Origin of the sequence: Nitrosarchaeum sp. AC2 (assembly GCF_013407385.1) — an archaeon.
Classification (GTDB): domain Archaea; phylum Thermoproteota; class Nitrososphaeria; order Nitrososphaerales; family Nitrosopumilaceae; genus Nitrosarchaeum; species Nitrosarchaeum koreense.
Genome location: NZ_CP030847.1, coordinates 658,004 through 680,422, shown reverse-complemented (window position 1 = coordinate 680,422; position 22,419 = coordinate 658,004). Strand labels below are relative to the sequence as shown.

The 22,419-nt window shown below is 32.5% G+C and carries 28 protein-coding genes, 1 tRNA gene and 1 pseudogene; 19 read left to right on the top strand and 11 right to left on the bottom strand.

What is annotated here, in order from left to right; translation table 11 throughout:
• Position 1: 1 nt before the first annotated feature.
• The 3 genes from DSQ20_RS03965 to DSQ20_RS03955 all read left to right on the top strand — a co-directional run bounded on the left by DSQ20_RS03965 (position 2) and on the right by DSQ20_RS03955 (position 2,901).
• Complete coding sequence (locus DSQ20_RS03965; protein ID WP_179366116.1) at positions 2–913, top strand: type II secretion system F family protein; 912 nt, start codon at positions 2–4, stop codon at positions 911–913.
• Between the two features lie 3 nt (positions 914–916).
• Positions 917–1,831, top strand: a complete 915-nt coding sequence (locus tag DSQ20_RS03960; protein ID WP_179366115.1) for a type II secretion system F family protein — start codon at positions 917–919, stop codon at positions 1,829–1,831.
• A 227-nt stretch (positions 1,832–2,058) separates the two neighbouring features.
• A complete protein-coding gene (locus tag DSQ20_RS03955) occupies positions 2,059–2,901 on the top strand; it encodes a TrmB family transcriptional regulator (RefSeq protein ID WP_179366114.1) in 843 nt (280 codons plus the stop codon).
• A gap of 59 nt (positions 2,902–2,960) precedes the next feature.
• On the opposite strand, the gene DSQ20_RS03950 is transcribed toward DSQ20_RS03955, so the two are convergent.
• Positions 2,961–3,458 carry a HEAT repeat domain-containing protein gene (locus DSQ20_RS03950; protein ID WP_179366113.1) on the bottom strand — a complete coding sequence of 166 codons (498 nt, stop codon included), beginning with the start codon at positions 3,456–3,458 and terminating at the stop codon, positions 2,961–2,963.
• 125 nt (positions 3,459–3,583) lie between these two features.
• Here DSQ20_RS03950 and DSQ20_RS03945 point away from each other — a divergent pair, with 125 nt between their 5' ends.
• Both DSQ20_RS03945 and DSQ20_RS03940 read left to right on the top strand, forming a co-directional pair.
• On the top strand, positions 3,584–4,171 hold the full coding sequence (locus DSQ20_RS03945; protein ID WP_179366112.1) for a YkgJ family cysteine cluster protein: 588 nt from the start codon (positions 3,584–3,586) through the stop codon (positions 4,169–4,171).
• Complete coding sequence (locus tag DSQ20_RS03940) at positions 4,172–4,951, top strand: histidine kinase (RefSeq protein ID WP_179366111.1); 780 nt, start codon at positions 4,172–4,174, stop codon at positions 4,949–4,951.
• Positions 4,952–5,021: 70 nt separating this feature from the next.
• Here the strand turns inward: DSQ20_RS03940 and DSQ20_RS03935 are convergent, their stop codons facing one another.
• Positions 5,022–5,636, bottom strand: a complete 615-nt coding sequence (locus DSQ20_RS03935) for a transcriptional regulator (protein ID WP_255458342.1) — start codon at positions 5,634–5,636, stop codon at positions 5,022–5,024.
• A gap of 312 nt (positions 5,637–5,948) precedes the next feature.
• Between DSQ20_RS03935 and DSQ20_RS03930 the strand changes: the two genes are divergently transcribed.
• From DSQ20_RS03930 to DSQ20_RS03920, 3 genes are all read left to right on the top strand, one after another.
• Positions 5,949–6,503, top strand: coding sequence for a hypothetical protein (locus tag DSQ20_RS03930; protein ID WP_179366110.1), 555 nt, complete (start codon positions 5,949–5,951; stop codon positions 6,501–6,503).
• A gap of 82 nt (positions 6,504–6,585) precedes the next feature.
• Positions 6,586–7,656, top strand: coding sequence for a DMT family transporter (locus tag DSQ20_RS03925; protein WP_255458341.1), 1,071 nt, complete (start codon positions 6,586–6,588; stop codon positions 7,654–7,656).
• 221 nt (positions 7,657–7,877) lie between these two features.
• Positions 7,878–8,393 (top strand): TrmB family transcriptional regulator, encoded by a 516-nt coding sequence (locus tag DSQ20_RS03920; protein ID WP_255458340.1) that lies wholly within the window; start codon positions 7,878–7,880, stop codon positions 8,391–8,393.
• Positions 8,394–8,466: 73 nt separating this feature from the next.
• On the opposite strand, the gene DSQ20_RS03915 is transcribed toward DSQ20_RS03920, so the two are convergent.
• Positions 8,467–8,880 (bottom strand): bifunctional nuclease family protein, encoded by a 414-nt coding sequence (locus DSQ20_RS03915; RefSeq protein ID WP_179366108.1) that lies wholly within the window; start codon positions 8,878–8,880, stop codon positions 8,467–8,469.
• A 147-nt stretch (positions 8,881–9,027) separates the two neighbouring features.
• Between DSQ20_RS03915 and DSQ20_RS03910 the strand changes: the two genes are divergently transcribed.
• From DSQ20_RS03910 to DSQ20_RS10625, 4 genes are all read left to right on the top strand, one after another.
• Complete coding sequence (locus DSQ20_RS03910) at positions 9,028–9,720, top strand: CBS domain-containing protein (protein ID WP_255458339.1); 693 nt, start codon at positions 9,028–9,030, stop codon at positions 9,718–9,720.
• 291 nt (positions 9,721–10,011) lie between these two features.
• Positions 10,012–10,404: a hypothetical protein gene (locus tag DSQ20_RS03905; RefSeq protein ID WP_255458338.1), complete on the top strand. Its 393-nt coding sequence runs from the start codon at positions 10,012–10,014 to the stop codon at positions 10,402–10,404.
• A gap of 300 nt (positions 10,405–10,704) precedes the next feature.
• Entirely contained in the window at positions 10,705–11,067 is a 363-nt protein-coding gene (locus DSQ20_RS10630; RefSeq protein ID WP_255458337.1) for a hypothetical protein, read from the top strand.
• Complete coding sequence (locus DSQ20_RS10625; RefSeq protein ID WP_255458336.1) at positions 11,064–12,173, top strand: mechanosensitive ion channel family protein; 1,110 nt, start codon at positions 11,064–11,066, stop codon at positions 12,171–12,173. Before DSQ20_RS10630 ends, DSQ20_RS10625 begins: the two co-directional genes overlap by 4 nt.
• Positions 12,174–12,343: 170 nt before the next feature.
• Here DSQ20_RS10625 and DSQ20_RS03895 read toward each other — a convergent pair whose 3' ends face one another.
• The gene (locus DSQ20_RS03895; protein WP_179366107.1) at positions 12,344–12,658 is read right to left on the bottom strand and encodes a hypothetical protein; all 315 of its coding nucleotides are present in this window, start codon (positions 12,656–12,658) and stop codon (positions 12,344–12,346) included.
• Between the two features lie 106 nt (positions 12,659–12,764).
• On the opposite strand from DSQ20_RS03895, the gene DSQ20_RS03890 reads away from it, so the two are divergent.
• The 4 genes from DSQ20_RS03890 to DSQ20_RS10610 all read left to right on the top strand — a co-directional run bounded on the left by DSQ20_RS03890 (position 12,765) and on the right by DSQ20_RS10610 (position 14,460).
• Entirely contained in the window at positions 12,765–13,292 is a 528-nt protein-coding gene (locus DSQ20_RS03890) for a hypothetical protein (RefSeq protein ID WP_179366106.1), read from the top strand.
• A 676-nt stretch (positions 13,293–13,968) separates the two neighbouring features.
• Positions 13,969–14,097 (top strand): hypothetical protein, encoded by a 129-nt coding sequence (locus DSQ20_RS10620; RefSeq protein WP_255458335.1) that lies wholly within the window; start codon positions 13,969–13,971, stop codon positions 14,095–14,097.
• Positions 14,097–14,228 carry a hypothetical protein gene (locus DSQ20_RS10615; protein WP_255458334.1) on the top strand — a complete coding sequence of 44 codons (132 nt, stop codon included), beginning with the start codon at positions 14,097–14,099 and terminating at the stop codon, positions 14,226–14,228. The genes DSQ20_RS10620 and DSQ20_RS10615 overlap by 1 nt, the downstream gene beginning before the upstream one ends.
• Positions 14,229–14,328: 100 nt before the next feature.
• Positions 14,329–14,460: a hypothetical protein gene (locus DSQ20_RS10610; RefSeq protein WP_255458333.1), complete on the top strand. Its 132-nt coding sequence runs from the start codon at positions 14,329–14,331 to the stop codon at positions 14,458–14,460.
• A gap of 51 nt (positions 14,461–14,511) precedes the next feature.
• On the opposite strand, the gene DSQ20_RS03885 is transcribed toward DSQ20_RS10610, so the two are convergent.
• Together DSQ20_RS03885 and DSQ20_RS03880 are read right to left on the bottom strand one after the other, a co-directional pair.
• On the bottom strand, positions 14,512–14,976 hold the full coding sequence (locus DSQ20_RS03885) for a hypothetical protein (RefSeq protein ID WP_179366105.1): 465 nt from the start codon (positions 14,974–14,976) through the stop codon (positions 14,512–14,514).
• Positions 14,977–15,192: 216 nt separating this feature from the next.
• Positions 15,193–15,744, bottom strand: coding sequence for a DUF308 domain-containing protein (locus DSQ20_RS03880; RefSeq protein WP_179366104.1), 552 nt, complete (start codon positions 15,742–15,744; stop codon positions 15,193–15,195).
• 54 nt (positions 15,745–15,798) lie between these two features.
• Between DSQ20_RS03880 and DSQ20_RS03875 the strand changes: the two genes are divergently transcribed.
• Positions 15,799–16,599 (top strand): hypothetical protein, encoded by an 801-nt coding sequence (locus DSQ20_RS03875; RefSeq protein WP_179366103.1) that lies wholly within the window; start codon positions 15,799–15,801, stop codon positions 16,597–16,599.
• 124 nt (positions 16,600–16,723) lie between these two features.
• Here the strand turns inward: DSQ20_RS03875 and DSQ20_RS03870 are convergent.
• Positions 16,724–16,805, bottom strand: a tRNA-Ser gene (locus tag DSQ20_RS03870).
• 58 nt (positions 16,806–16,863) lie between these two features.
• Positions 16,864–17,118, bottom strand: a complete 255-nt coding sequence (locus DSQ20_RS03865) for a hypothetical protein (RefSeq protein WP_370464194.1) — start codon at positions 17,116–17,118, stop codon at positions 16,864–16,866.
• Positions 17,119–17,218: 100 nt separating this feature from the next.
• Here DSQ20_RS03865 and fen point away from each other — a divergent pair.
• Positions 17,219–18,243: pseudogene (gene fen, locus DSQ20_RS03860) on the top strand (flap endonuclease-1).
• Here the strand turns inward: fen and DSQ20_RS03855 are convergent.
• Entirely contained in the window at positions 18,240–18,542 is a 303-nt protein-coding gene (locus tag DSQ20_RS03855; RefSeq protein WP_255458332.1) for a hypothetical protein, read from the bottom strand. The pseudogene fen and the gene DSQ20_RS03855 sit on opposite strands and share 4 nt — an antisense overlap.
• A gap of 191 nt (positions 18,543–18,733) precedes the next feature.
• On the opposite strand from DSQ20_RS03855, the gene DSQ20_RS03850 reads away from it, so the two are divergent.
• Positions 18,734–19,264 (top strand): PAS domain-containing protein, encoded by a 531-nt coding sequence (locus DSQ20_RS03850; RefSeq protein ID WP_179366101.1) that lies wholly within the window; start codon positions 18,734–18,736, stop codon positions 19,262–19,264.
• A 2-nt stretch (positions 19,265–19,266) separates the two neighbouring features.
• Here the strand turns inward: DSQ20_RS03850 and acs are convergent, their stop codons facing one another.
• Both acs and DSQ20_RS03840 read right to left on the bottom strand, forming a co-directional pair.
• Positions 19,267–21,183: an acetate--CoA ligase gene (gene acs, locus DSQ20_RS03845; protein WP_179366100.1), complete on the bottom strand. Its 1,917-nt coding sequence runs from the start codon at positions 21,181–21,183 to the stop codon at positions 19,267–19,269.
• Between the two features lie 57 nt (positions 21,184–21,240).
• Positions 21,241–22,074, bottom strand: a complete 834-nt coding sequence (locus DSQ20_RS03840) for a CdvA-like protein (RefSeq protein ID WP_179366099.1) — start codon at positions 22,072–22,074, stop codon at positions 21,241–21,243.
• Between the last annotated feature and the right edge of the window lie 345 nt (positions 22,075–22,419).

The following is a 22,419-nucleotide window of genomic DNA, read 5'->3' as shown; positions in this document are numbered from 1 at the left end:
TATGACAAAAACAAAACAAAAACAACAAGAAGAATCAGTGGGAGTCATTCATGTTTACAGCTACAAATTACTTAATGAGCATATAAAATTTCTATATCCAAAATTCAAACCACTAGAAAAATCAATCAAACAAGCAATGATGCCAATTCCTTTTGAAGTATACGTTTCAAGCATGGTTTTCTTTAGCATTATTGGTGGAGTTTGCGGTACAATAATAGGGCTAATTGCATCGCAATTAATCAACATACAACCTGGGATTGTTGGTTATCTTCTTCCTCCAATTGCAGGATTAGTCTTAATGGCAATGACATTTGGGGTTCTACAAATCATTCCTCCAGTTAAAGTAAAAAATAGATCAACAAAACTGTTAGAAGAAATTCCACATTTTATTGGATATATGTCGACGCTTGCAACAAGTGGGTTATCATTAGAAGATATTTTCAAAGCAATATCAAAAGAAGAGACAGATGAAGACATTGTAAAGGATGCACGTTTCATTACCAGAAACATTGAGATTCTTGGAATGGATTTAATCACAGCAGTAAAAGATCTAATTAATAGAACACCACCAGGACCATATTCAGAATTACTAGAAGGAGCTATTGTCACATCTCAGTCAGGTGGTGATTTGAAAGAATACTTTAACGCTACAGCAAAAGTTCAGCTAGAAGAAAAAAAGATGCTCTTACAAAAAACTACAGAATCGTTGGGTTCTGTAGCAGAAATATATACAATTCTCTTAATAGTATTTCCACTGCTTGCAGTGATCATGTTATCAATCATGGGCATTATGAGTCCAAGTTTAGGAGGTTTTGACTTGCTAACACTAATGAACATACTCACATTTGCAGTAATTCCACTAAGTGGAGTATTGATGTTAGTAATGATGGATACCATGGTGCCAAAGAGGTAAAACATGCAAAAAATCGATAGAAACCAAAAAGAGATATCAGCAAATGAAATAATGCCAAAAAAATCCATTTTAAAAAATGAGATTGTAAAATCAATTATGTTTTCAATTGTTGCATCAATTAGTGTAATTATAATTAGTTTAGAAATCTCAAGTGTAGTTGAATCAACTATGATCAAAGATGTCGGAATAATATTTGGAATTATGGTTGGAGTCATTCCATTAACAATTCATCAATTAAGAGAAGTGCAAAGAAGAGATAGTGTAGATAGAAACATGCCAGTGTTTCTATTAGCATTATTAAGTTCTGTTCAAAGCGGTTCTAATCTTATCAAAGCAATAGAACAAGCAGCAGATAGAAACTTGGGAGCATTAACTCCTGAATTAAAGAATCTCAAAGCAAACATCAGTTGGGGAACGCCGTTAGAAGATGCGTTTGAAAATTTTGCAAAGAGAACAGGCACAAGAGTATCACGACGCGTAACTGTACTACTTGAGATGGCCATGAAGATAGGAGGAGATGTCAGTGAGAACTTGGAGATGATTCAAAAACACGTCTCAGAGATGCAAAACATTGAAAAAAGTAGAAAGTCAGCTTTGCAGCCATATACATATACAATTTACATTTCATTTGCAGTGTTTTTAGCAGTTGCAGTATTACTAACTACTAGCTTTTTCACCGAGATTGAAAAAGTTCAAGATGGATTGTTAGCTGCAGGTAGTGGAAAAGATGGATTGTTTGGATCATTGGCAGATATGGATGTATCAAAATTAGAATCAGCATTATTTAACATGGCAATAATTGAAGCAGTCTTTGGAGGAGTAGCTGCAGGAAAGATAGGATCTGGATCGTATGTTGCAGGAACAAAACATGTTGTGGTAATGATAATCATGGCAGTAATTGCATTTAATGTATCATAGTTTCATTTCAGACATTTTTGATTACAAATGTATGAAATGTAATTAACAGTCATAAAATTTTATTCAACAAGTTGTTAGTAGATGATCTAACAGACTGATCCTTTAGTTCTCATCGATTAATTATTGAACATAGATGAAAATGGTCAAACTGGGGAATTATGCGCAAGTGCTAAATGCAATCACACTAAAAATTCTCATGCAAGAAATACAGGAGAAAAATTAATTTGATGACATTTCAAGATCAAATAACAGGCATTGCATCAGAGTTAGAAATGATTTTGGATCTTGATGAATTAGAGGCCAAAGTATACTTGAATTTATTGCGAGCTGGACCAATTACAGCAAGTGCACTAGCAAAAGAGCTTGATATAGACAGAGCAAGAATGTATAGAACGGTAGACAAGCTAGTAAGTAGAAATATAATTTCAACGACATTATCTAGTCCAAAATTATGTATTGCTGCAGAACCACAAGATGCATTAAAAATTGCATTAAGAAAAAAAGAAGATGAAGTGAACAGAATTAAAAAAGATGGAGAAGCAATTATTGAAAAAATCAATAGTGAAATTACAACTAAACAAGGCACAAACGTGCCTACATTTAGAGTGGTACAAGGAAGGGGGAATATTTATGCAGACATTGCACAACTAATTGAAAACTCATCAGGAATAATATACATTTCAACTACACTTGAAGATATTTCCAGAATGTATCATAGTGCGATACCTGAAAAGATCACCGTGTGTGAAAAAAAAGGTGGTAAAGTGAGATTACTTGTAGAACTAGATGATCCAAAATTAATTTCGTTTGTTAAAAGATTCAACGCAACTGAAACTAAAATTTGTAAACTACCATCAAAGGGAAGAATGGTTGTTCAAAAAGACAAACAAATGATCATGTCAGATTCAACAGCTGCTAGTCAAATGTCTTCAAATTCAGAATCAGATTTTTCTTTGTGTACGAATTCATCTGAAATGGTAAGCAACATACATAGTCTGTGTAGTCTTTTGTGGGATACTGCACAACCAATAACATCACTTGATGTAAAAAATTATATCAAAAAAAATTAAAAGATAATTAAAAAATTATAAATGATTTAAAAAATATAATTATAGATTTGAGTTATTTTCTATAGAATATCAGAAGGTTTGTAAACCCCACGATTTCGTAAACGATCAAATCTTTTTAGAACAAATGATGCAGTTTCTCGGACATCTGTGCTAGGATCATCTAATGCTTTTTTGATTAATGACTCTGCCTCAAATGCTCTCATCAATCCAAGGGATTCAATGGCTTCATGTTTTGCCAAAATACTGTGGTTATGCAATGCAGTATTTACTAACACTGGAATTTTATCCCTCATGTTTCTTGCAGCTACTTGAAAGCATGCTTCATGTTTTACTACACCGTTAGTATCATTTTGTAGCACCCATTCAAGAACATCAGAAACTTTTTGAAACATAGGATCACTTGGTTCTTTATTTTCTGCTAATTCACCGATTAGCCAAACAGCGTCCCAACGTTTTGATTCGTCAGTTTCGTTTTTTAAAATTTGTTCACATTTTAAAAATCGCTCATCAGAGGGGAGTGAACGAATATTGTTTTCATCAAGTAATTCTATTCCCATTCCCATACTTGGGAATAGGTGTTTTTAAAACTAACGAATTAATAACATATGATAATGTGATACTTAGGCTCAAAATTATATTTCCAAAAACAGAAACGTTTTTCCGTCATTTAGTGAATATGAAGATGTTGGAAGGAGACAAACCTAATGGATGGAATAAGTTATGTAGCAGTTGTCACGCAAAAACTTGTTGCAGTGATCATTTACCCCCATTTGTGTCTAACGACGAGTTTAAAAAAATACAAGAATTCACCGGTTCTGATGATTTTGTCACTTTGCGAGAGATAAATAACGAATTAAAATACATAATGAAAACAAAAAGAAATTCAGACGAATGCATATTTTTTGATTCTGAAAAAGGATGTAGCATATATCAGATCAGACCATTTGATTGTAAAATATTTCCATTTGATATTTACAAAATTAATGGAGAGTATACCTGGATAGTATATGCATGTAATCCTAATTCAAATTGGAAGTGGACAGAATCAATTCTCGAATCATTTGAAAGCGAATGGTTAACTTCAAAAACTATAGACGAATTAGAATATTTCACAAACAATGAGAGATTAGACCAAAGTGGAAAAGCTTTTGGATATGAAATACTAAGGAAAGTAAAATTTTTACATATCAAAGTAGACTATCAAGAAAATAGGTCAGATCAAAAAAAGACCATAAAAAGTTTAAACGTTACAATTAAAAATAAAAAATAGTTGAAAACGCCAGACATTGTTGCAGAAAAAGTAGATTCTCCAATAAATTATAAAATTTTAGCTGGAATAATACTTGCCGCAATTTGCTTCCAATTAACATTAACTTTTGTATTTAGTTTTGATGAAAGCGATCTCATTATTTCAATAGTTTCGTTATTAAACCCATTAGCTGTTGCAATTATTGGTTTTTTCCTAGCATATAGATACAAGGGTTCACTGATATTTGGGAAATCATATTTGTTTTTAAGTTTAGGATTTTTTTCACTTTTTGTTGCAGAGGTAACATATTCAGTTTATGATTTAATTCTAGAAATTGAACCATATCCTTCAATTGCAGACATATTCTTTTTCGCATATATTCCATTATTGATTGCACATTTAATAATAAATATTAGATTTTTTCAGCCATCAATAAAAAACCTCACCAAAATAGGAATTATAGCAGTGCCAATTATGATTACTGTAGCATATGGAATACTTTCAATAAACGAAATTGGCGAAGCTAATTTTGATTTTTATTATGGAATTATTTTTGTAGCAGCAACATCAGTGGCATTAACATTAACCATTCTAGGCACTAGAATTTTCAAAGAGGGGGCATTAGGTAAATCATGGTGGATTCTACTGTTCGGAGTTTTGGCATTAACATTTGCGGATGATTGGTATTATTACTTAGAGATCATAGAGAGTTATGATCTTACACATCCAGTAAACATTCTTTGGTATGCAGGTTATTGGATAATTGCATATGCATTACTCAAACATAAAAAAATAATATAATCTAAAACACGCATTAATAATTAGCAGTTGAGAGAGAAAGTCGTGAAAAATTTCAGAGTTTAATACAATATCAATTTGAAATAACTTGTAATACTACACTTTCTTGGATAGATGTTTTTTTAAGTTGAACCTTAACTACAACTACATTTTTTTCAATATCCATCTTTACATTATCAAATATAGATTCATATTTTTTTATTTTTTTACCATCAGATGCTATCTCATATCCATTTGAAATCAATAGTCCGGAATCAATTAATTGATTTATTTTCCTATAACCAGATGTTTGAGGCACATTACAAACAGATAAGATATCGGCGATTATGAGAGAAGTATCTAGAACAGATCCAATAATTGCTTTTTTGTCTTCATCTGCAAATGATTCTAAAAATACTTTTGCTAATTCTTGATCTTTAATTATAATCCAGTTATCAATTGCTTTCTTTTGTTGTTTAAGATCAATTATATTTTGTAAGAATTTTGTTTCCAATCCATCCGCACCAGCTCCAAAAAATTCTCTTAAAACACCATCAAATTTATGAAAATCCTTTATTGCCTGAACAAGACCCAATCCATGACGTTCCATTAAACGCTGTTCAATTTTATTTAGTGTTGATTTACCAAGATTAATTTCGATCGATTTACGTAGCGTTGGAGCCAATAAATTATCTAAACTGTTTGTCAATGTTCGTAAGTAAACATCATATCTATTAAACTAATTGTCATAATTATTTTGAAATAACACATTGAAAAAATATCATAAAATAATACAATAATTATTAACAGACGTATATTTTTAAAAATGATCGCTTAAAAAAGTTGCAAATAATTTAGATGATCACACACACATAATTACATTTCAACACAAGTGGGCATTATGTAGTAATTTGTACAAAGTAGTAAGTGTCTCAACATAACATACCAATGCATATCACCAAAAGTGGAAATAAGTAGTTAGAAACATGAATTTAGCATATAGAAAAGGAGATCGGGTTAATTGACATTACAAGAAAATGGCATACTAAGAAAGACAGATAATGTATCTATTAGAATAGATTCGGACCTCAGTAACAAGCTACATGAAAAATCAAATGAGCAAAAAATCAGTCTCAACACTTTGATTAATCATCTTTTAGAAAAACAAGTCAACTGGAATGAATTAGCAAATGAGATGGGATGGGTATCCATGTTCAGATCTACATTTAGAGAATTAATGGATTCAAATACAAAAGAAAAAATTCAAAAAATTGCTGAAACCACTGGAACAATTGATCTGAAAAATTCATTGAACTACTTTTATGGGCATATCAATCTAGATTCAATTTTAGATCTCTTCAAGAAAAGATGTCAAAGCATGAACGTACAGTTAAGAATTATCCCCATAAACACTTCAATTAAAATCATCATTCAACATGATCTTGGCAAGAATTGGCCATTGTTTATAATTAAACAGATGAATTCAATACTAAACGAGATAGAGTATAGAATCATCAATGAGGACTATAACAGTCAAGGGTTCTCATTTGAAATCGTCAAAATAGGAGATGAATAGAAAGCCTAGGCTCAAGAAAACTCAAATTTTCTAGACTCAAAGGAGAATATTCTTAAGGATCGGCACATTTCCAAATATGGGAATGAGCGTACTGGATACTGTAAGGAAATCCCATTATGGGTATTACTTCATTATCATAGCGGCAGCATTAGCAGCATTAGTTCATGTACTAAGTAAACCAATGTTAGAAGTTGGAACTAGTCAAGTTGAGATTAATCCTATCGTCATGGCATTTTTAGTGTATTTTATCTGTGGAATATTCTTTACACCACTTGTAAAAAAATCACCTAAAATTTCCAAAATAAGCAGAAGAGACATCACATTTATGTTGTTAATTGGAATTGCAGAAGGTGCAGGATTAATTACTTATTTTTATGGAATAAGTACCTCTACAGCAGTAAACGCATCAATATTTAGCAATAGTGAAATCATTTTTGCACTAGTTATTGCAATGTTAGTATTCAAAGAAAGACTACACATCAAAGAATGCATACCTTTTTCAATGATCATCATAGGAATGATGATAATTCCAATAGGAAATGATCTTTATCAGAATGATTTTAGTTTTAGTTTAGTAACAGGAGATTTATTAATAATATTTTCAGGATTATTATACGCCATAGACATAACTTTGTGTAAATATCTAAGTGAACGATTTGACGTGAAAAAAACAGTACAGATAATATCATTTACATGTGCTGCAATTACAATCTCAATTATTGCACTATTTCAGATTCCAATGAACATAGAATTGGCACAAGTTCCAAACATTTTGGTAATGTCAATAGCAGGCACAGGGATGTCTACATTGTTTTTCCTGATGGGTCTAAAGCTAATAGGAGCAGTAAGAACAGTATTGTTATATTCAACAACATCGGTATTTGGAATTATTTTTTCAGGGTTAATTCTTGTAGAAGTAGTTACGTACACAGATATCATATCAGTAGTTCTAGTATTATCAGGAATATTTTTACTTAGAAATAGACTTGCAGGGACAGAAGATATTGTTCCAAAGCATAAAACTAGCAGTAGCACTCATACAAACCATGTGTCATTTACAAAGAAGAGAAAAACATCTAGCGTTTCTAAATGGATTCACAATAAAGTTGCTGAAAAGGTCAGTCAAGTATTTCCAAATTCAGGCATAGGTTAATCCTAAAAAATACCATCATTACCACATAATGAAATTAGGCTCAAAAATAATTTCATAAAATCAGTTTCAATGCATTATAAAAAATACGGATCATTTTCATTTTACTTTAAGATAAAACAGGCATGAATGATTCAGAAAATAATTCAAATGTAGTGAAGTGTATGTATGTGTACACAATTACGCGATCAGAGTTATAAGCAAAAAAATAATCATTTCCAATAATGGAAACAGCCACAAGCATGCTACAATTAGGCAATTTTCCCGTAGATAAAGCCAATTATGAAGAGATAAAAGAATATTTCAGTACATTTGGATTGACCCCAAATCAAGTAAAAGTATTTTTTTACCTTGGAAAGGTAGGTCAACGATCAGCATCAGATATTGCCAAAGCTGCAGATATTCCAAGAAGCGAAACATATCATTTGTTAACTGCATTACAAAACAAAGGAATAGTTTCTGCAACATTTGAACATCCAATTAAATTCTCAGCATTGCCAATACAAGAAGCAATTCATGTTTTGGTAAGTACAGAAACTGAGCGTTTAAAAAAATTGAAAAAATCAGGTCCAATTTTAGAAAAATTATGGGAAAAAATTCCAGGATTCTCAGTAGATCCAAATGAAGAACCCGAAGAGAAATTCCAAGTACTTCAAGGGGGCAATCAAGTAAACAGTAAGATATTTGATATGATATTAAATGCAAAAAATGAATGTAGAATCGCTATTGATACCAATTAAGTCCTAAAGCACGCTCATAAACTATAACAAGAAATCATGAGACGGATTATTGTTAAATAACTTTTTTAAAGTTTCATTTCTTTTGAATTTCTTTTAACATTGATTTTCTTACCAGAATTGGAATGCTGTAATATGTTGCCAATGCTATTGCATCAGATGCCCTAAAATTTCTAAATACCAAGTCTTTTTTTCCAGTAAAATACAGATTTGCTCTGAAGATACCTCCACTTTCATAGATTTTGACTTTGACTAAAAATAGTTCATTTTCCTCACAGATTTGTTCAATTAGACGATATATTGTAGGTGGATCGTCACGTTTTTCCTCTAAAAAATTATAAATAATATTTGCTACTTCAGATGAAAAACCAGACATTGTAAATTCAACTGATTCATCTTTGAATACAACAGCGCCTGTATGAGAATCAATTATTCCAATCTGATCAATCTTTACTGTTTCATAATCTGGATCAATATCATCAATCTTCATAGATATTCATAGTTTAGAATTCATACATTAGGATTGTTTTGATTTCTATTTTTAATAATCAAGATCGTTTTTATAATTCAGTGATTTCAAAGATGAGAATCATCTTTACATAGATAAGTTATTTTACATTCAATTCATTGAAGAATTATGGCTATTTACAATCAAACATTAAAGGAACTATTGCCACTTTCTTTGAGTTCTACTCCTGCTGTAAGTATTCGTAAAGAGAACAAAATGTGGATAGCTACATGCATGTTAATGCATTATTTAGAATCTTTTACAGATTCCCTTGTTGTAACAGGAGAAGATGAAAAACCAGTAGGAGTTATTGGCGGCAGAGAAGTAATTGAGAATATTTTTAAAAATCCATCTTCAGATTTTTTTGATAAAACTACTGTAGAACAAGTCACAGATAAGAATCTCATGATCATATCTGAAAAAGTTACACTTGGGGAACTACTCGAGATGTGGAAGCAAACAAGAAGAGCATTTTCTATAATACCCAACAGTTTAGGAGGATATTCTGCAATATCTGGAAGAAAATTACTTGAAATCGGTGCAAACTGTACTACAAATATCACTATTTCAGAATTACCCAAAAAAGAAATCATCACATTTGATCATAATAATACACTAAAAGACATCATTCGCCTAATGCTTCAAAACAACACTAGAAAACTAATATTAAAAAATTCAAACATGTTCATCAGTGATCGTTTAATTATTCAAAGCATAGCACAAAAATTTGATTTTTTTAGAAATGTTAAATTTTTGGATCTAAAGTTTTCAGAATCAATTAATCTAGAAGAAGCAAAAAAATTTCCAAAGACATCAACTTGACAGAAGTATCAAAGATGATGTACGGAATGACCCACCCATACATAATTTTCCAGGATCAGGTGATTACACCATTAGATATTTGCATGGCATTACAATCGGATAGAATTGAATTTTTAGGATAAAATCATACATCATAAAATTAGAAATCGATGAGTCGACATTAGATATTTTATGATACAAGATAAAAAACTCAGGAATATTATGGATACAAAAAATATCCAGTACAAACTAAGTATCGAAAATAAAACTCCAGAATGATATTATATTGATCTTGCAGAAATAATCATTGTTGTGAAAATACTATTTTCTCCATTATTCAAAAAAGTACTAAGTTTTGTTACCTTTTCATTAATCGTGATATTTATTTTTGGATTAGTAAATATTGAATATTCATCATTAGGAATTTCTGAGCCATTATTTGCAATCACAGAACAAGTTATCATTATCTTTGATATTATTTTTTGGGCAATAGTAGGTCTTCTGACATTGGAACTGTTGATAGCATATTTGAAGATACGAAATGCAAAATCATTTGTAAAAAAGTATTGGCTTGAAATAATTATGCTTGTACTTATGCCTGTTTTTGTTGGATTTAAAATATTGAAAATTAGTTTGAAAATTATAAAACAAGTCAAAATAGGAAAAACAGTGTTTAAGCTATTTCAAAAAATGAAAAAATCTTAGTATAGAAGTAGTCATCAAAATAATTATGGCAGAAGAAACAGTGACTGAATTAGTCAATACTCAATTTATTCCGCTAAATCAACTAATAGCTACAGATTCTTCATTACAGTTAGCTCTTGCGGTTCTAATTGGAGGCATTGTCGGAATCACCATAGGGCATTACAGATTCTCTCATTGGATTGAATCGACAAAATTTAGATATAAAAGAACCCATCTCGCAAATATTATTCAAAGATTATTTTTTCCATCTATTGTAATTATAGCGTTGATTTTGGTACTCATTATATCCACACCTACGAATTGTTTACAAGTGATGTTTACATCAAAGCTGCTGAAGCAAGTCAGGAAATGACCCCAAGAGAATTTTTTTCTAAAATTCTTCAAAGTGGAACAATTCTTGTATCTGGAGTCGTAATTGCAAAGTTTATTCCAGTTGTTTTAAGCAAACGTGAAAAATCAACTCTTGAACGTGAAGATTTCGAACGTTGGCTAGAAATGAGAGGTTTTGATGATGACGAAGATAATCTTTTTTACAAATTATACAAATGGAATCCTCCAGTATCACCTCCAAGAGAAATATCTGAAGAACAATTTAAAAATTATTTAAAAACAGATAATGGAAAAAAATTCTTGAAAGATATCGTACTAAAAGAGGTCTTATGATTGGCAGTTATTCCGAGAGGGTCAAAAATCCATTTAACGAATGGAAAAAGAATGAACGGAAAAAATACGAAAGATATCTTGAATCATGCATTAGTGGAAATAATCAAGCAGGACGTAAACTTCGGCTTGGAGTAAAACCAGAAGAAGTTTACACTATAGAAAATTGGAGATATGTTAAACGACGAGAAAATTATCAAGCAATAATTCCAGGCAATACTCAACCAGGACACATAAAAGGAATTGCCAGGTTTGCCCCAAAATCCGTTAGAAATGTAATTTCAATTGGTTTATTCGTTTCATTAGTTTTAGGGATTGCTGCTTGGTGGGAAATCGATCTATTACTTATTGCCACAGCAAGCGGGGGTTTATCTATAGCAGTTGGATTTGCTTTAAAAGAAACTATGGAAAACTATTTTTCATATTTACAAATTCGTAAAGAGGAAATTATTCAGGAAGGAGATAGAATAGAAATTGAAGGATATAATGGGATTGTATATAAAATCACTCCAAGAGTTACCTACATCAAACATGGTTTAAACGAGTCGATTGCAATTTTCCCAACTCATCAACTAATAACTTCAAAAATTGTAAATTATTCAAAGGATTTCAAAATTGTTCCTGCTAAAATAAAGATAGGAGTATCATACATACATGATCCCGAATATGTTACATCCATTTTAATAAAAATAGGTAAACGCATCATGAATGAGATAAAAGATGAAAGAGGGCAACATATGGTTGTTCAAGAAAAATGTCCTTATCTTGAAGAAAATCTTCCAAGCTGTGGATGTGATAAAGACATTCTTGTAGATATAGAACAGCCGACAGTAAGATTTAGTGAGTTTGCTGATTCATCTCTGCAATTTGATTTATGGTTATTTGTAAGAGACTATACATCTCAGTTCAAAGTAAAATCACATATGAGAATGATGATCTACCACGAATTCAAAAAATATGGCATCAAAATCCCATGGCCTGTGAAAACAGTTTACCAAGGAGATGAAGCTAAAGAACAAGAATACGATAAAATGTTTGAATCTTCTCGTCAAGAGGTTAAAAAAGAGTATGGACTTGGAGATTTGGGCAAAGCAGGTATTGATGATTAGAAATTTACCATTTTTTATAATTATAATTTAATACAAGTATGAATGCTATGTAAGCATACAACACAGTTAATCTACTCATCGATTTAGATTTAACTTAGATACAATTTTGAGGATACACAAAAAGTCTTAAAATCAATAGGTAAATTCTTTGTCAATAAAAAAGATAGAATCTATGGTTGGACAGTTGCTAGTTTGTCTTGGATTCTATCATAGTAGCCATTTAGCTCCTTTGATGGAACATAAAATGACGCTGAAATAGTGTCTCCGACTTTGGCATCACATTGAGGCATAACTACGCTTATACCATATTGAGATTCTCCAACACAGCCATGCTCGGTAACTGCAATTACCACTACATTTTCAGTTACTAGTACTGGAACGTAATTCCATGGTGCTATTGTAAGAACTAGTATTACAGCCAGTCCACTTGCAATCAATGCCATGAATTTCAGTCTCGGACTTTTCTTTTCTTGTATTTGGTTCATTTTTTTCACCTATTCTTAAAGAGTGAATTTAAGATAAAAACAACATGGATACAATGCACGCATTTGCAGGTAAACTGATAAGATACAACATGAGTTATGAAATTACTTGTGTGCAAAAAAATCGGACAGTGTTACTTTTCGAATAGATGAAAAACACGATAAAGTATTACGAAAGATAGCAGATGAACAAAAAATCAGCTTAAACACACTTGTGAATCACATTTTAGGCAATTATGTCGAAACCGAAGTATACTTGCAAAAATTTGGCACATTAAAACTAAGTACAGATTCTTTTAGGCGTATTTTAGCAGAGCTTGACGATAAAACTATAGTCGATGTTGCCATCAGAGCAGGAAGTCTTGAAGCAAAAGAGTTTATTTTATTCAAATGGAAAGAACTAAACTTGCAAAGCGTGACTGGTTTTATTAAAATATTTTTTGATGTTTGTGGTTTTGGAAGATACGATATTGTTGTGGATTCATTTAAAGTGGTTCTTAGTGCACACCATGATCTAAAAGAAAAGGGGTCATTATACATCAAATATTTCTTGGAGTCATTGATTAGAACATCATTGGATAAATCCAGTAAAACAACTATCACTGAAGATTCTGTTACGATTGAATTTCAAGCATAATTACAACATTTAACATAAAAAATCCATTTAATCATAGATGTGTATGTTTGAAACTCATATGATCCAATAATCAACACATACAAGCATGAAAATAGTTAGAAACTAGGAATTATGAATTGAGTGCACAGTAACAAAAGAATGTAGAAAAATATAGGTAATTTTACTTATCATCACGAATAAATTTATGGCATCTTGTACATTCATACATTCCAGTATATCCTGCCATCTTTACTTTTGCATCATGTGGACATGTATCTTGAGTCACAGTTGAATATGGCAAAATACAACTATGGCTCCCAATGACAATCGCAATTACATCCCTTTTGGCAATGCACTCTCTTGCAATCAATGCATATTTTTTGCCAATAAGATGGTAATGTATTCATGATGTTCATATATCATTTCATCCTAATTAACCCGCATTTGAGAAAACACTATAAGTAAAATCGATGTATTATCAACATCGTAGTAGTGTGAGTTTGCATATCTGAAAGGAAGGACTGAATTAACTACTCAGCTACGAAAAAAAATCTATTTTGTTAGAATCCTTGCCTTATATGTAAGATATGACCTATGTGGGTATGTTAAAAAAGCTATTTGCAAAATTACAACGAAATCAAAAAAAGACATCTAACGACGTAAACGCATTCAAAGAATCTAAAGAGACGAAACAAAATTGAAGTATAACTGCAAAGATTGTAAATTTCATTGGGAAGGATGGATGGATACTTTTGAACAGGTTTTAATTCATGAAAAGACACATTTGAAAAACACAAAAACAATTTTGATGGAAGCAACATCATAATGGTTACTCTAAACGATTTGAAAACATGTGAAAACTGTGGTAATGTATTCTCAAAAAAGATATTATCCAAAACCATTAGTCGCTGTCCTGCATGTAATGTATGGAAGAAGCAAGCCAGTGAAGAGAAATGAGATATAGTTGCAAAGAGTGCAATTTCAAGTGGGAAGGAACGTCAGATACATTTGAGCAAGTACGAGAGCACGAAAAAACACATACAGTAAAATCAAAATAATGTCAACCAGATGTAAAGTCTGTAACGCATCAAGAATAACAGACGTTGATCAGTTAATGCCTGATAAAAGATGGGAATGTCAGATATGTGGGAACTTACTTGATGCCGATGGCAATGTAAATTCTTCATAAAAATAACTAGTTTCAATTCTCATGGTTGTTATCTTGATATATGCTATGCCGTTAGTTTTTTCCATATATTCCGTATAGATGTTTTGCTGCAGATACAAGAAATAAAGCACCAAATCCAAAAAGAGCATAGGACACGGCTACATCAATAAAAGTATACATTACAGCATTTTTTTCATCTATTATTTCAAGAAAATCAAACAAAAATAAAACTATGGTACAAATAAGAAACATAAAGAAAGCTTTGATGAAGGATTTTCTTGCCACGTTAATGTGGTATGTGTTGTCATCATTATTACTCCGGGTCAAGTTTACTAGAAATGTTCCACCAGTAAGGGAAAGTCCAGTTAATGTTGCAGCTATTTGGGGATTCAATATATTGTCAAGAGAAAGACTTTTTTCAATACGGATGTCTTTCTGAATATTTTCAATATCGCTTTGCGCAGAAACAGAACAAATTGATGAAACGGTCAAAATTAGGACCATTACAAACAATATTGGTCTAGTGAATAATTTCAATCATTTTTAATAGAAATAGAATAAACATAAAGATTATGATATAATAAAATAGGATTTTTTTTATCACGTTGAGATTAAATTTTTGTAGTAAGGATAATTTTGGGTTATTGTTTGCAAACACCTCCAAAACAAAACCTCATAAAAGTGTAAATTTGGAATGTAAGAAATTTATTTTGTGTCATATGTAAATTATTTTAGAAAAAATGAAACAAGCCCCTATAGTTTTGTAACTGATAATTTTTGTCCAATTATTCCTGCAATAATGCTGGCAATTCCATGGAATAACAATCCGATTGAAACTAGAATAAGCATCATTGCAACAGCTAATCCAGGCATGGCATGAATTGATGCTGAAACCGCAACTGCTAGAATACCTAAAATAATATTGGCAATTCTTGGACCTTTACCTAGACTTTTGTCTGCTGCACCAGTTGCGATGAGTCCTAATCCGTGAATTAAAATCACAATCGATACTATCATGATTAATGTTGCAATTGCTGCAATTGGATTAGCTAAAGCGAAAATTCCACCTATAATTGAAATAATTCCTATTGCTATACTGATTGCTTTTGTAGATTTTGGAATCTGACGTAAAACAAACCCTTCAATAATTTTCGAGATTCCTACCATTATCAAGGCAATACCAAGAAAAGCGACATACAATAAGGCTGTCTCAGCTGGATTTGTAATAACCCATCCGGATAATGCTATGGCGATTGCTCCCAAAACAATTTGAGCTATTCTTAACCAACCCGGGGGCTTTTCCACAATCGCTAATCAAAGAAGCACTATTAATACATGGTTACAATTACTAGGCATAAAATGTCATCATCTCTTTTTGCAATTCTGATATTGCTGATTTCAACAAATCAGGCTTTTGGGATGGATTATGAATTTGCATATGACGGATATAGACAAGGTGGAAGTTTGGCGCAATACCATGATATGAAACAGTTGAACTTTACTGTGTTAGATGTTAAAAAAATGTTCATACCTAAATGGATTAACGAGCCGGGGGATTATTCAGACATTTTAAAAATAAAATTTAATGTGACCAATAACGGATTGGAAAATTTTTCAGTATACAAAAATATGTTTCAGATAGACGTTGTAGATCCTCGCCAAGAGTTTAAGGAAATAAAACAAACCAATCGAGACTACATTGTAGATAATTACTATCCTCAGTATATTGAAGATTTTAAGCTCAGATTCCAAGATATATCATTACCTCCAGAATTATCTGAATGTGTATTACTAAATCATAATCTTAGGATAAATCAAACAAAAACTTTGTCTGTCTGTTTTGATGTCAGACAAATAGAATCCAATATGCCATTAGATTTTGATGGACCTAGACAATACTATCTTGTCATGATGGATAACAAATTTGCAACCTCATGCCCAAACTGCATATCTGTTTTACTTGATGATTATTACCAAAGCATCAAAGAGAAAACAAAACTCGCTCCACCAATTCAGACTATCAAAGTAGATGCAGAAAAGATTTTCTGTAAAGACGGATTTGAGTTGATCTTCAAAAATCCAGAGAAATCTGTATGTGTGAAGCATTCCACAGCAAAAATTCTTGAAAATCGGGGTTGGACTAGAATTAACCCCAACTAAAAAAGACATACTTGTTCAATCTAATCCACATATGTGCCATGGATGAAGTCGATCAAATTGGTCAGATACCTGGCAGAATTAAGTTCAAACTGCTTAAAATTCATTTTTTATTTGAGATAATCAACGCCAGGTAAGGGATTCGAACCCCTGCACGCTTGCGCGTAGCCGTTTTCGAGACGGCCGCCGTTCCACTTGGCTAACCTGGCAAGAAATCTTGGAAATACCACATAATAAAGCAAATCAGAAACAATTTTTAAAAATAATTTATGCTGAATCTATATCAAATAATTCATTCTGAAAGCGCTTGATTATCTGATGTTTGGTTTTATTCCACTCTTCTTCAGATACATTATCAGAGAAGATTGAACGAAATTCAACAGATTCAGAGTTTTTCAAAATAGATTGTTTTTCATCATCAGATAAAGGAAAGTATGAAACAATTTTTAAAAAATTATTTTGGGATTCTTTAATGTCGTATATTTTCTCTCTCAAGTTTACAGACAAATCCAAATGATTCACCATGTGATTAGATTTTTCTTTTTTATATATCCCATTGCAGTTATTACGATCTGTATTTCAAACGATAAAGACAAAATAGCTCAAAAATCAACAACAATCAATGGGATTAAACCTCAAAGAGTTAGTAGTAAGAGAAAAGACAACTCTAGAATCATTTTCATCAAAAGTGATAGCAATTGATGCGTATAATGCAATTTATCAGTTCTTGGCAAGCATTAGAGGTCCAGATGGATTACAGCTATCTGATTCTGAGGGCAGGATAACGAGTCATCTTAGCGGGTTACTTTATAGAAATATCAATTTTTTATCATTAGGGATAAAACCAGTTTATGTATTTGATGGAAAACCACCATCGTTGAAAACTGCAGAGATTGAAAGAAGAAAGCAGATCAAAAAGATGCTACAATAAAATATGAAAAAGCAATTGCAGAGGGAAATTTAGAAGATGCAAGAAAGTTTGCGCAACAAACAACTAGCATGAAAGACGGAATGGTTAAAGAGTCAAAACAAATTTTATCATACTTTGGAATTCCATACATTGATGCGGCATCCGAAGGAGAAGCAACTGCAGCCCATCTAACAAATACTGGACAAGCTTATGCCTCTGCAAGTCAAGACTTTGACTCCATACTTTGTGGAGCAAAGAGGCTGATTAGAAATTTTACAAACAGCGGAAGAAGAAAGATTCCAAATAGAAACACGTATGTAGAAATCGAGCCAGAGATTATTGAGACTCAAAAAACACTAGATTCGTTAGAAATTACCAGAGAACAGATAGTAGATATTGGAATTTTAATTGGCACAGATTTTAATCCAAATGGATTTGACAGAATAGGACCAAAAACTGCATTAAAGATGATAAAACAATATTCAAGATTAGAAGATATTCCGCAAATTCAAGAACAGTTGCAGACAATCGAGTATGAGAAGATTCGTAAAATATTTCTTGAACCGATTGTAACAGATGTAAATGAGATAGTCTTTGGAAAAGTAGACTATGAAGGAATGACAAACTATCTAGTCAAAGAGAGAAGTTTTTCTGAAGACAGAATTCAGTCTTCTTTGAATCGACTTAGAAAAGCATTAGAAAAAAAGAGTCATAATTTAGATCAGTGGTTTAGCTAAGTTGTAGGATTCATTAATGCTGCACGTTCTCTGACTTTCTTATCTACTGGTGCCATAACATACTGATTTGGTTCTCCTCTACATTCACCAATATTTACTGCAAATCCATCTGATGTTTCTGCAATACAACCTGACTCGGTTACCGCAACAATTCTAACTAGCTCCATGTTTTCTGCAGGAGCCACATACCACATCAGATATGCAAATAGTAACAGAGCGCCAGCTGCGATAATACCACCAACGATAAAGATTGAATTATTTTTTGAGGTTTTCTTTGTGTTTCCACCTATTGCTGACATGAGTTAATTATGCAAATATGGCATAAAAGGAAAGCTGTGCAATATCATAATTGATTTTTAGGAATTTAATTCATACTAGGGTTTTAGTTGGTTTGATCTTCAAAACACAGAATATGATTTAATATCAAAAAGTCAGCAGATATTATTTGACAAGATTTCAATTTAATAACTAGTCAAAGGTAAAAGAAAAAATGCCACAAACAGAAGCACGTAAAATTCTCAAGGACGCCCCAATAATGTGGAGACGGATCAACTCCATTGGAATTATTCTTGATTGCAATTCAACTTATGCTAGTAAATTAGGCTACGCAAAGACAGAGATTCTAGGCAGAACAATATTTGAGCACGTGCCTAAAGACGCTTGGGAAGCAATGAATGACTCGCTAAAAACATGGTTTGAAACTGGAAATGTCACAGATAGGGAGATTACCTTTAAGAAACAAGATGGAAGCACTTTTCCAGGAATCTTACACGCAGTGAGTCTTTATGATGAGAAGAAAAACTTGCTTGGAAGTAATACGGTAATTTTTGATCTTACAGAATTAAATGACAAAAAAATTAAAGAATTTGAGGATTACTTTAAAGAAGCTAAAGAAAAGCTTGATGAGATTAAAAAAAGTGAATATAACAATTTAGATGAAAATTCAAAGTCAGAATATGACGGGTTAAAGAAAATGTTTGACATGCTAGTAACAACGGATTTAAGATTGTTAAAAAAATAAAATTATTTTGTTTTATTTTGAATTGATTTTTGTAGTTCATCAAATGCAGACTGGATTTCAGATACTGCAGCTCCGTCTTCCAAAGTACTGACATCGCCGATAGTCTCATTGTTTGCTATTGCTTTTAGCAGTCTTCGCATAATTTTACCACTACGAGTCTTTGGCAATTTTGATACAAAATAGATTTGTTGTGGGGTAGCAATTGCACCAATATCATTTCTTATTTTTATAGACAATTCTTTTTCTAAAAGTGATGCATCTTTTGTTACATTTTGTTTTAAGACTACAAAAGCAATTATGATTTCACCTTTGATCTCATCAGGAATTCCACAGACAGCTGATTCTGCAACATCATTATGAGATACAAGGCAGCTTTCAAGCTCAGCAGTCCCTATTCTATGACCAGATACTTTGAGTACATCATCGGCTCTTCCAAGTAACCAAAAATAGCCATCTAAATCTTTTAGTGCATAATCACCTGGATAGTAACAATTTTTGTACTTTGACCAATATACATCACGGTATTTCTTATCATCTCCCCACAAAGTCAAAAGCATCCCAGGCCAAGGATTTTTGATTAGCAAATATCCCTTTGTGTTTGCAGGTACTTCATTTCCAGATTCATCGACTACAGATATTTGTAATCCTGGAATAGGCAGAGTTCCAGAGCCTGGTTTTAACGGAATTGTTTCCAAGCCAGGCAAAGCAGAAATCAACATACCACCAGTTTCAGTTTGCCACCATGTATCAATTATCGGACATTTTTCTTTTCCAATTATTTTGAAATACCATCGCCACACTTCAGGATTAATTGGTTCACCAACACTTCCTAAAAGTCTAAGAGATGAGAGATCAAATGAATTTGGAAGGTCGTTTCCAAATTTCATAAACATTCGAAGTGCAGTAGGGGTTGTGTAAAAAATAGTAACTTTGTATTTTTCAATTATATCCCACATTCGTGATGCGTCTGGAAAATCTGGTGCACCTTCATACATTACTTCTGTTGCACCATGTAAAAGCGGGCCATAAACAACATAGCTGTGTCCTGTGACCCAACCAATATCAGCTGTACAAAAAAATACATCGGAATCTTTAATGTCAAATGCCCACTTGAATGTAGAATGTAAGTGGGTCAGATAACCTCCAGTTCCATGCAGCACGCCTTTTGGTTTTCCTGTTGTTCCAGAGGTATACAAAATGTAAAGAGGATGAGCACTATCTAATTTTTCTGCAGGAAATACATCAGATGCATTTCCCATTAATTGATTCCAAAGCTTGTCTTTTGAAGAAAGAGGGATTTTGTTTTTTGTTCTTTCAACTACAATTACGTTTTGAACAAAATCAAGATCACTGATTGCGTCATCGATTACTTCTTTTAGTTTAATTACACTTCCGCGTCTATATCCACCATCAGCAGTAATTACTATTTTTGATTTTGAATCTTCAATTCTATCTTTAATTGCTGCTGCACTAAATCCAGAAAAAATAACAGTATGAGTTGCACCTATTCTTGCACATGCAAGCATCGATATTGGCAATTCTGGAATCATTGGAAGATAGATAGTCACTCGATCGCCTTTCTTAACGCCAAGTGATTTGAGGACGTTTGCAAGTTTTTGGACTTGTTTCCACATGTCATTGTAAGTAAGAACGCGTGAATCGCCATTCTCGCCTTCCCACAATATAGCAGGTTTTTCAGCCTTGTTTTTCTGATGAATATCAAGGGCATTGTATGATGCGTTAATTGTACCTCCTACAAACCATTTAGCAAATGGAGGATTCCAGTCCAATGTTTTTTCCCAAGTGGAAAACCAACTGAGATTTTTTGCCTGTTTATCCCAAAAGGAAACAAAATCTAAAGATGCATCTTTCCTTGTTTGAGTATCATTATTTCCAAGGCCGATATTAAATTCGGACATCAAAATAGTGTAGAGATTCAGACTTGTAAATGTTAAAGAAAAATAATTTAAAAAAAGTTAAGATGCTTCCATTCTGCCAAGCCAGTCGTCGTAGTGAGATGTTTCTTTTTTAACCTCTTTGGGAGGTGTTGGTAGATGTGATTCGGTTTCATCAGCACGTGTTGCTTCTGAATGAATGACTGGATCTGTTGGTGCTTCTGGAAGTATGCTCTGAACTAGTTGTTCTTGTTCAGAATTGCCCAGATATGAAACGGCGGATTCTTGGATTTCTTTTTTTGGAGGTGTCGTCACAGTTATTACTTCTGCATCAAGGTCTGCAATTCTTCTCTTTACGTTTGAGATTTCGGCAGATTCGTGAGTTACATGCTCAATTAATTCTGTAGCGCATGATTTCACGGTCTCAAATGTAGTCTCTGAGATTTCGTTGCTCTTGTATTGTACTTTTGCATCAAATAACAACATCTTTGTAGACTTTAGCTGTTCCTCTAGCGCTGCTTGTCTTGCATCTAGCTTTGATTTGATTTTGTTTTCTAGTTCATCCAATGATTCAAGTTTTGACTTGTATTTTTCATGAATTATTTCGGCATCTTCTTTCATGTCATCATTTTCAGAAACAATATCAATCAAGGCCTTTAGACGACGCAGTGTTAGTTGTTTTTCGCGTAGAAGTCTTTGTGAGTCTAGTCTCCATTTTGGAATGAATATAACAACACTGCCTTGAACTACTAATTGCTCGTATGCGATTTGCTGTAATCCTTGAGCACCGCAGTCAACGCCAACTGATTGGATGCTTCCATCAATGTCAGTTATTGTTCCAATGACTTTACCCATGAATGTTCCGTACATGTCTTTGACGTTTTTACCGATGATATCGATATCGTCGTGTGTCATGTGTAGTGGTTTAGGGATTCGTATAACCGGGAAAGTGTGAGAAAGGTTACTAGTTTTGGTAAGATTATTTTGAGCTCGAGCCAAGGAAATTATCTTTTCACATTATTCAAAAAATGAAAATTATTAGACTAGAATCGATACTTTTTTTAGAATCTCAAAATTTTGAAATATTAATCTGTGCAAATTGGGATTCAACTTCACAGGGATTCACCTACAATTATGGACAATAAATTTGACGTAGATAGGTGTGAAATTGTAGTTTTATTTCATAAAATATCCTTCCCTGTGTGATTCGCATTCTTTTATCAGGACTCCATTATGATCCTCAATACTACATCCACAGGG

Bases quoted from the DNA above. Each gene is read 5' to 3' on its own strand.
- DSQ20_RS03965 (WP_179366116.1), top strand. From the start codon at position 2: ATGACAAAAACAAAACAAAAACAACAAGAAGAATCAGTGGGAGTCATT.
- DSQ20_RS03950 (WP_179366113.1), bottom strand. From the start codon at position 3,458: ATGGGAATAGAATTACTTGATGAAAACAATATTCGTTCACTCCCCTCT.
- DSQ20_RS03955 (WP_179366114.1), top strand. From the start codon at position 2,059: ATGACATTTCAAGATCAAATAACAGGCATTGCATCAGAGTTAGAAATG.
- DSQ20_RS03945 (WP_179366112.1), top strand. From the start codon at position 3,584: ATGTTGGAAGGAGACAAACCTAATGGATGGAATAAGTTATGTAGCAGT.
- DSQ20_RS03840 (WP_179366099.1), bottom strand. From the start codon at position 22,074: ATGACACACGACGATATCGATATCATCGGTAAAAACGTCAAAGACATG.
- DSQ20_RS03915 (WP_179366108.1), bottom strand. From the start codon at position 8,880: ATGAAGATTGATGATATTGATCCAGATTATGAAACAGTAAAGATTGAT.
- DSQ20_RS03920 (WP_255458340.1), top strand. From the start codon at position 7,878: ATGGAAACAGCCACAAGCATGCTACAATTAGGCAATTTTCCCGTAGAT.
- DSQ20_RS03875 (WP_179366103.1), top strand. From the start codon at position 15,799: ATGTCATCATCTCTTTTTGCAATTCTGATATTGCTGATTTCAACAAAT.
- DSQ20_RS03850 (WP_179366101.1), top strand. From the start codon at position 18,734: ATGCCACAAACAGAAGCACGTAAAATTCTCAAGGACGCCCCAATAATG.
- DSQ20_RS10615 (WP_255458334.1), top strand. From the start codon at position 14,097: ATGGTTACTCTAAACGATTTGAAAACATGTGAAAACTGTGGTAATGTA.
- DSQ20_RS03960 (WP_179366115.1), top strand. From the start codon at position 917: ATGCAAAAAATCGATAGAAACCAAAAAGAGATATCAGCAAATGAAATA.
- DSQ20_RS03855 (WP_255458332.1), bottom strand. From the start codon at position 18,542: ATGTCAGCAATAGGTGGAAACACAAAGAAAACCTCAAAAAATAATTCA.
- DSQ20_RS03910 (WP_255458339.1), top strand. From the start codon at position 9,028: ATGGCTATTTACAATCAAACATTAAAGGAACTATTGCCACTTTCTTTG.
- DSQ20_RS03895 (WP_179366107.1), bottom strand. From the start codon at position 12,658: ATGAACCAAATACAAGAAAAGAAAAGTCCGAGACTGAAATTCATGGCA.
- DSQ20_RS10610 (WP_255458333.1), top strand. From the start codon at position 14,329: ATGTCAACCAGATGTAAAGTCTGTAACGCATCAAGAATAACAGACGTT.
- DSQ20_RS10625 (WP_255458336.1), top strand. From the start codon at position 11,064: ATGATTGGCAGTTATTCCGAGAGGGTCAAAAATCCATTTAACGAATGG.
- DSQ20_RS03925 (WP_255458341.1), top strand. From the start codon at position 6,586: ATGAGCGTACTGGATACTGTAAGGAAATCCCATTATGGGTATTACTTC.
- acs (WP_179366100.1), bottom strand. From the start codon at position 21,183: ATGTCCGAATTTAATATCGGCCTTGGAAATAATGATACTCAAACAAGG.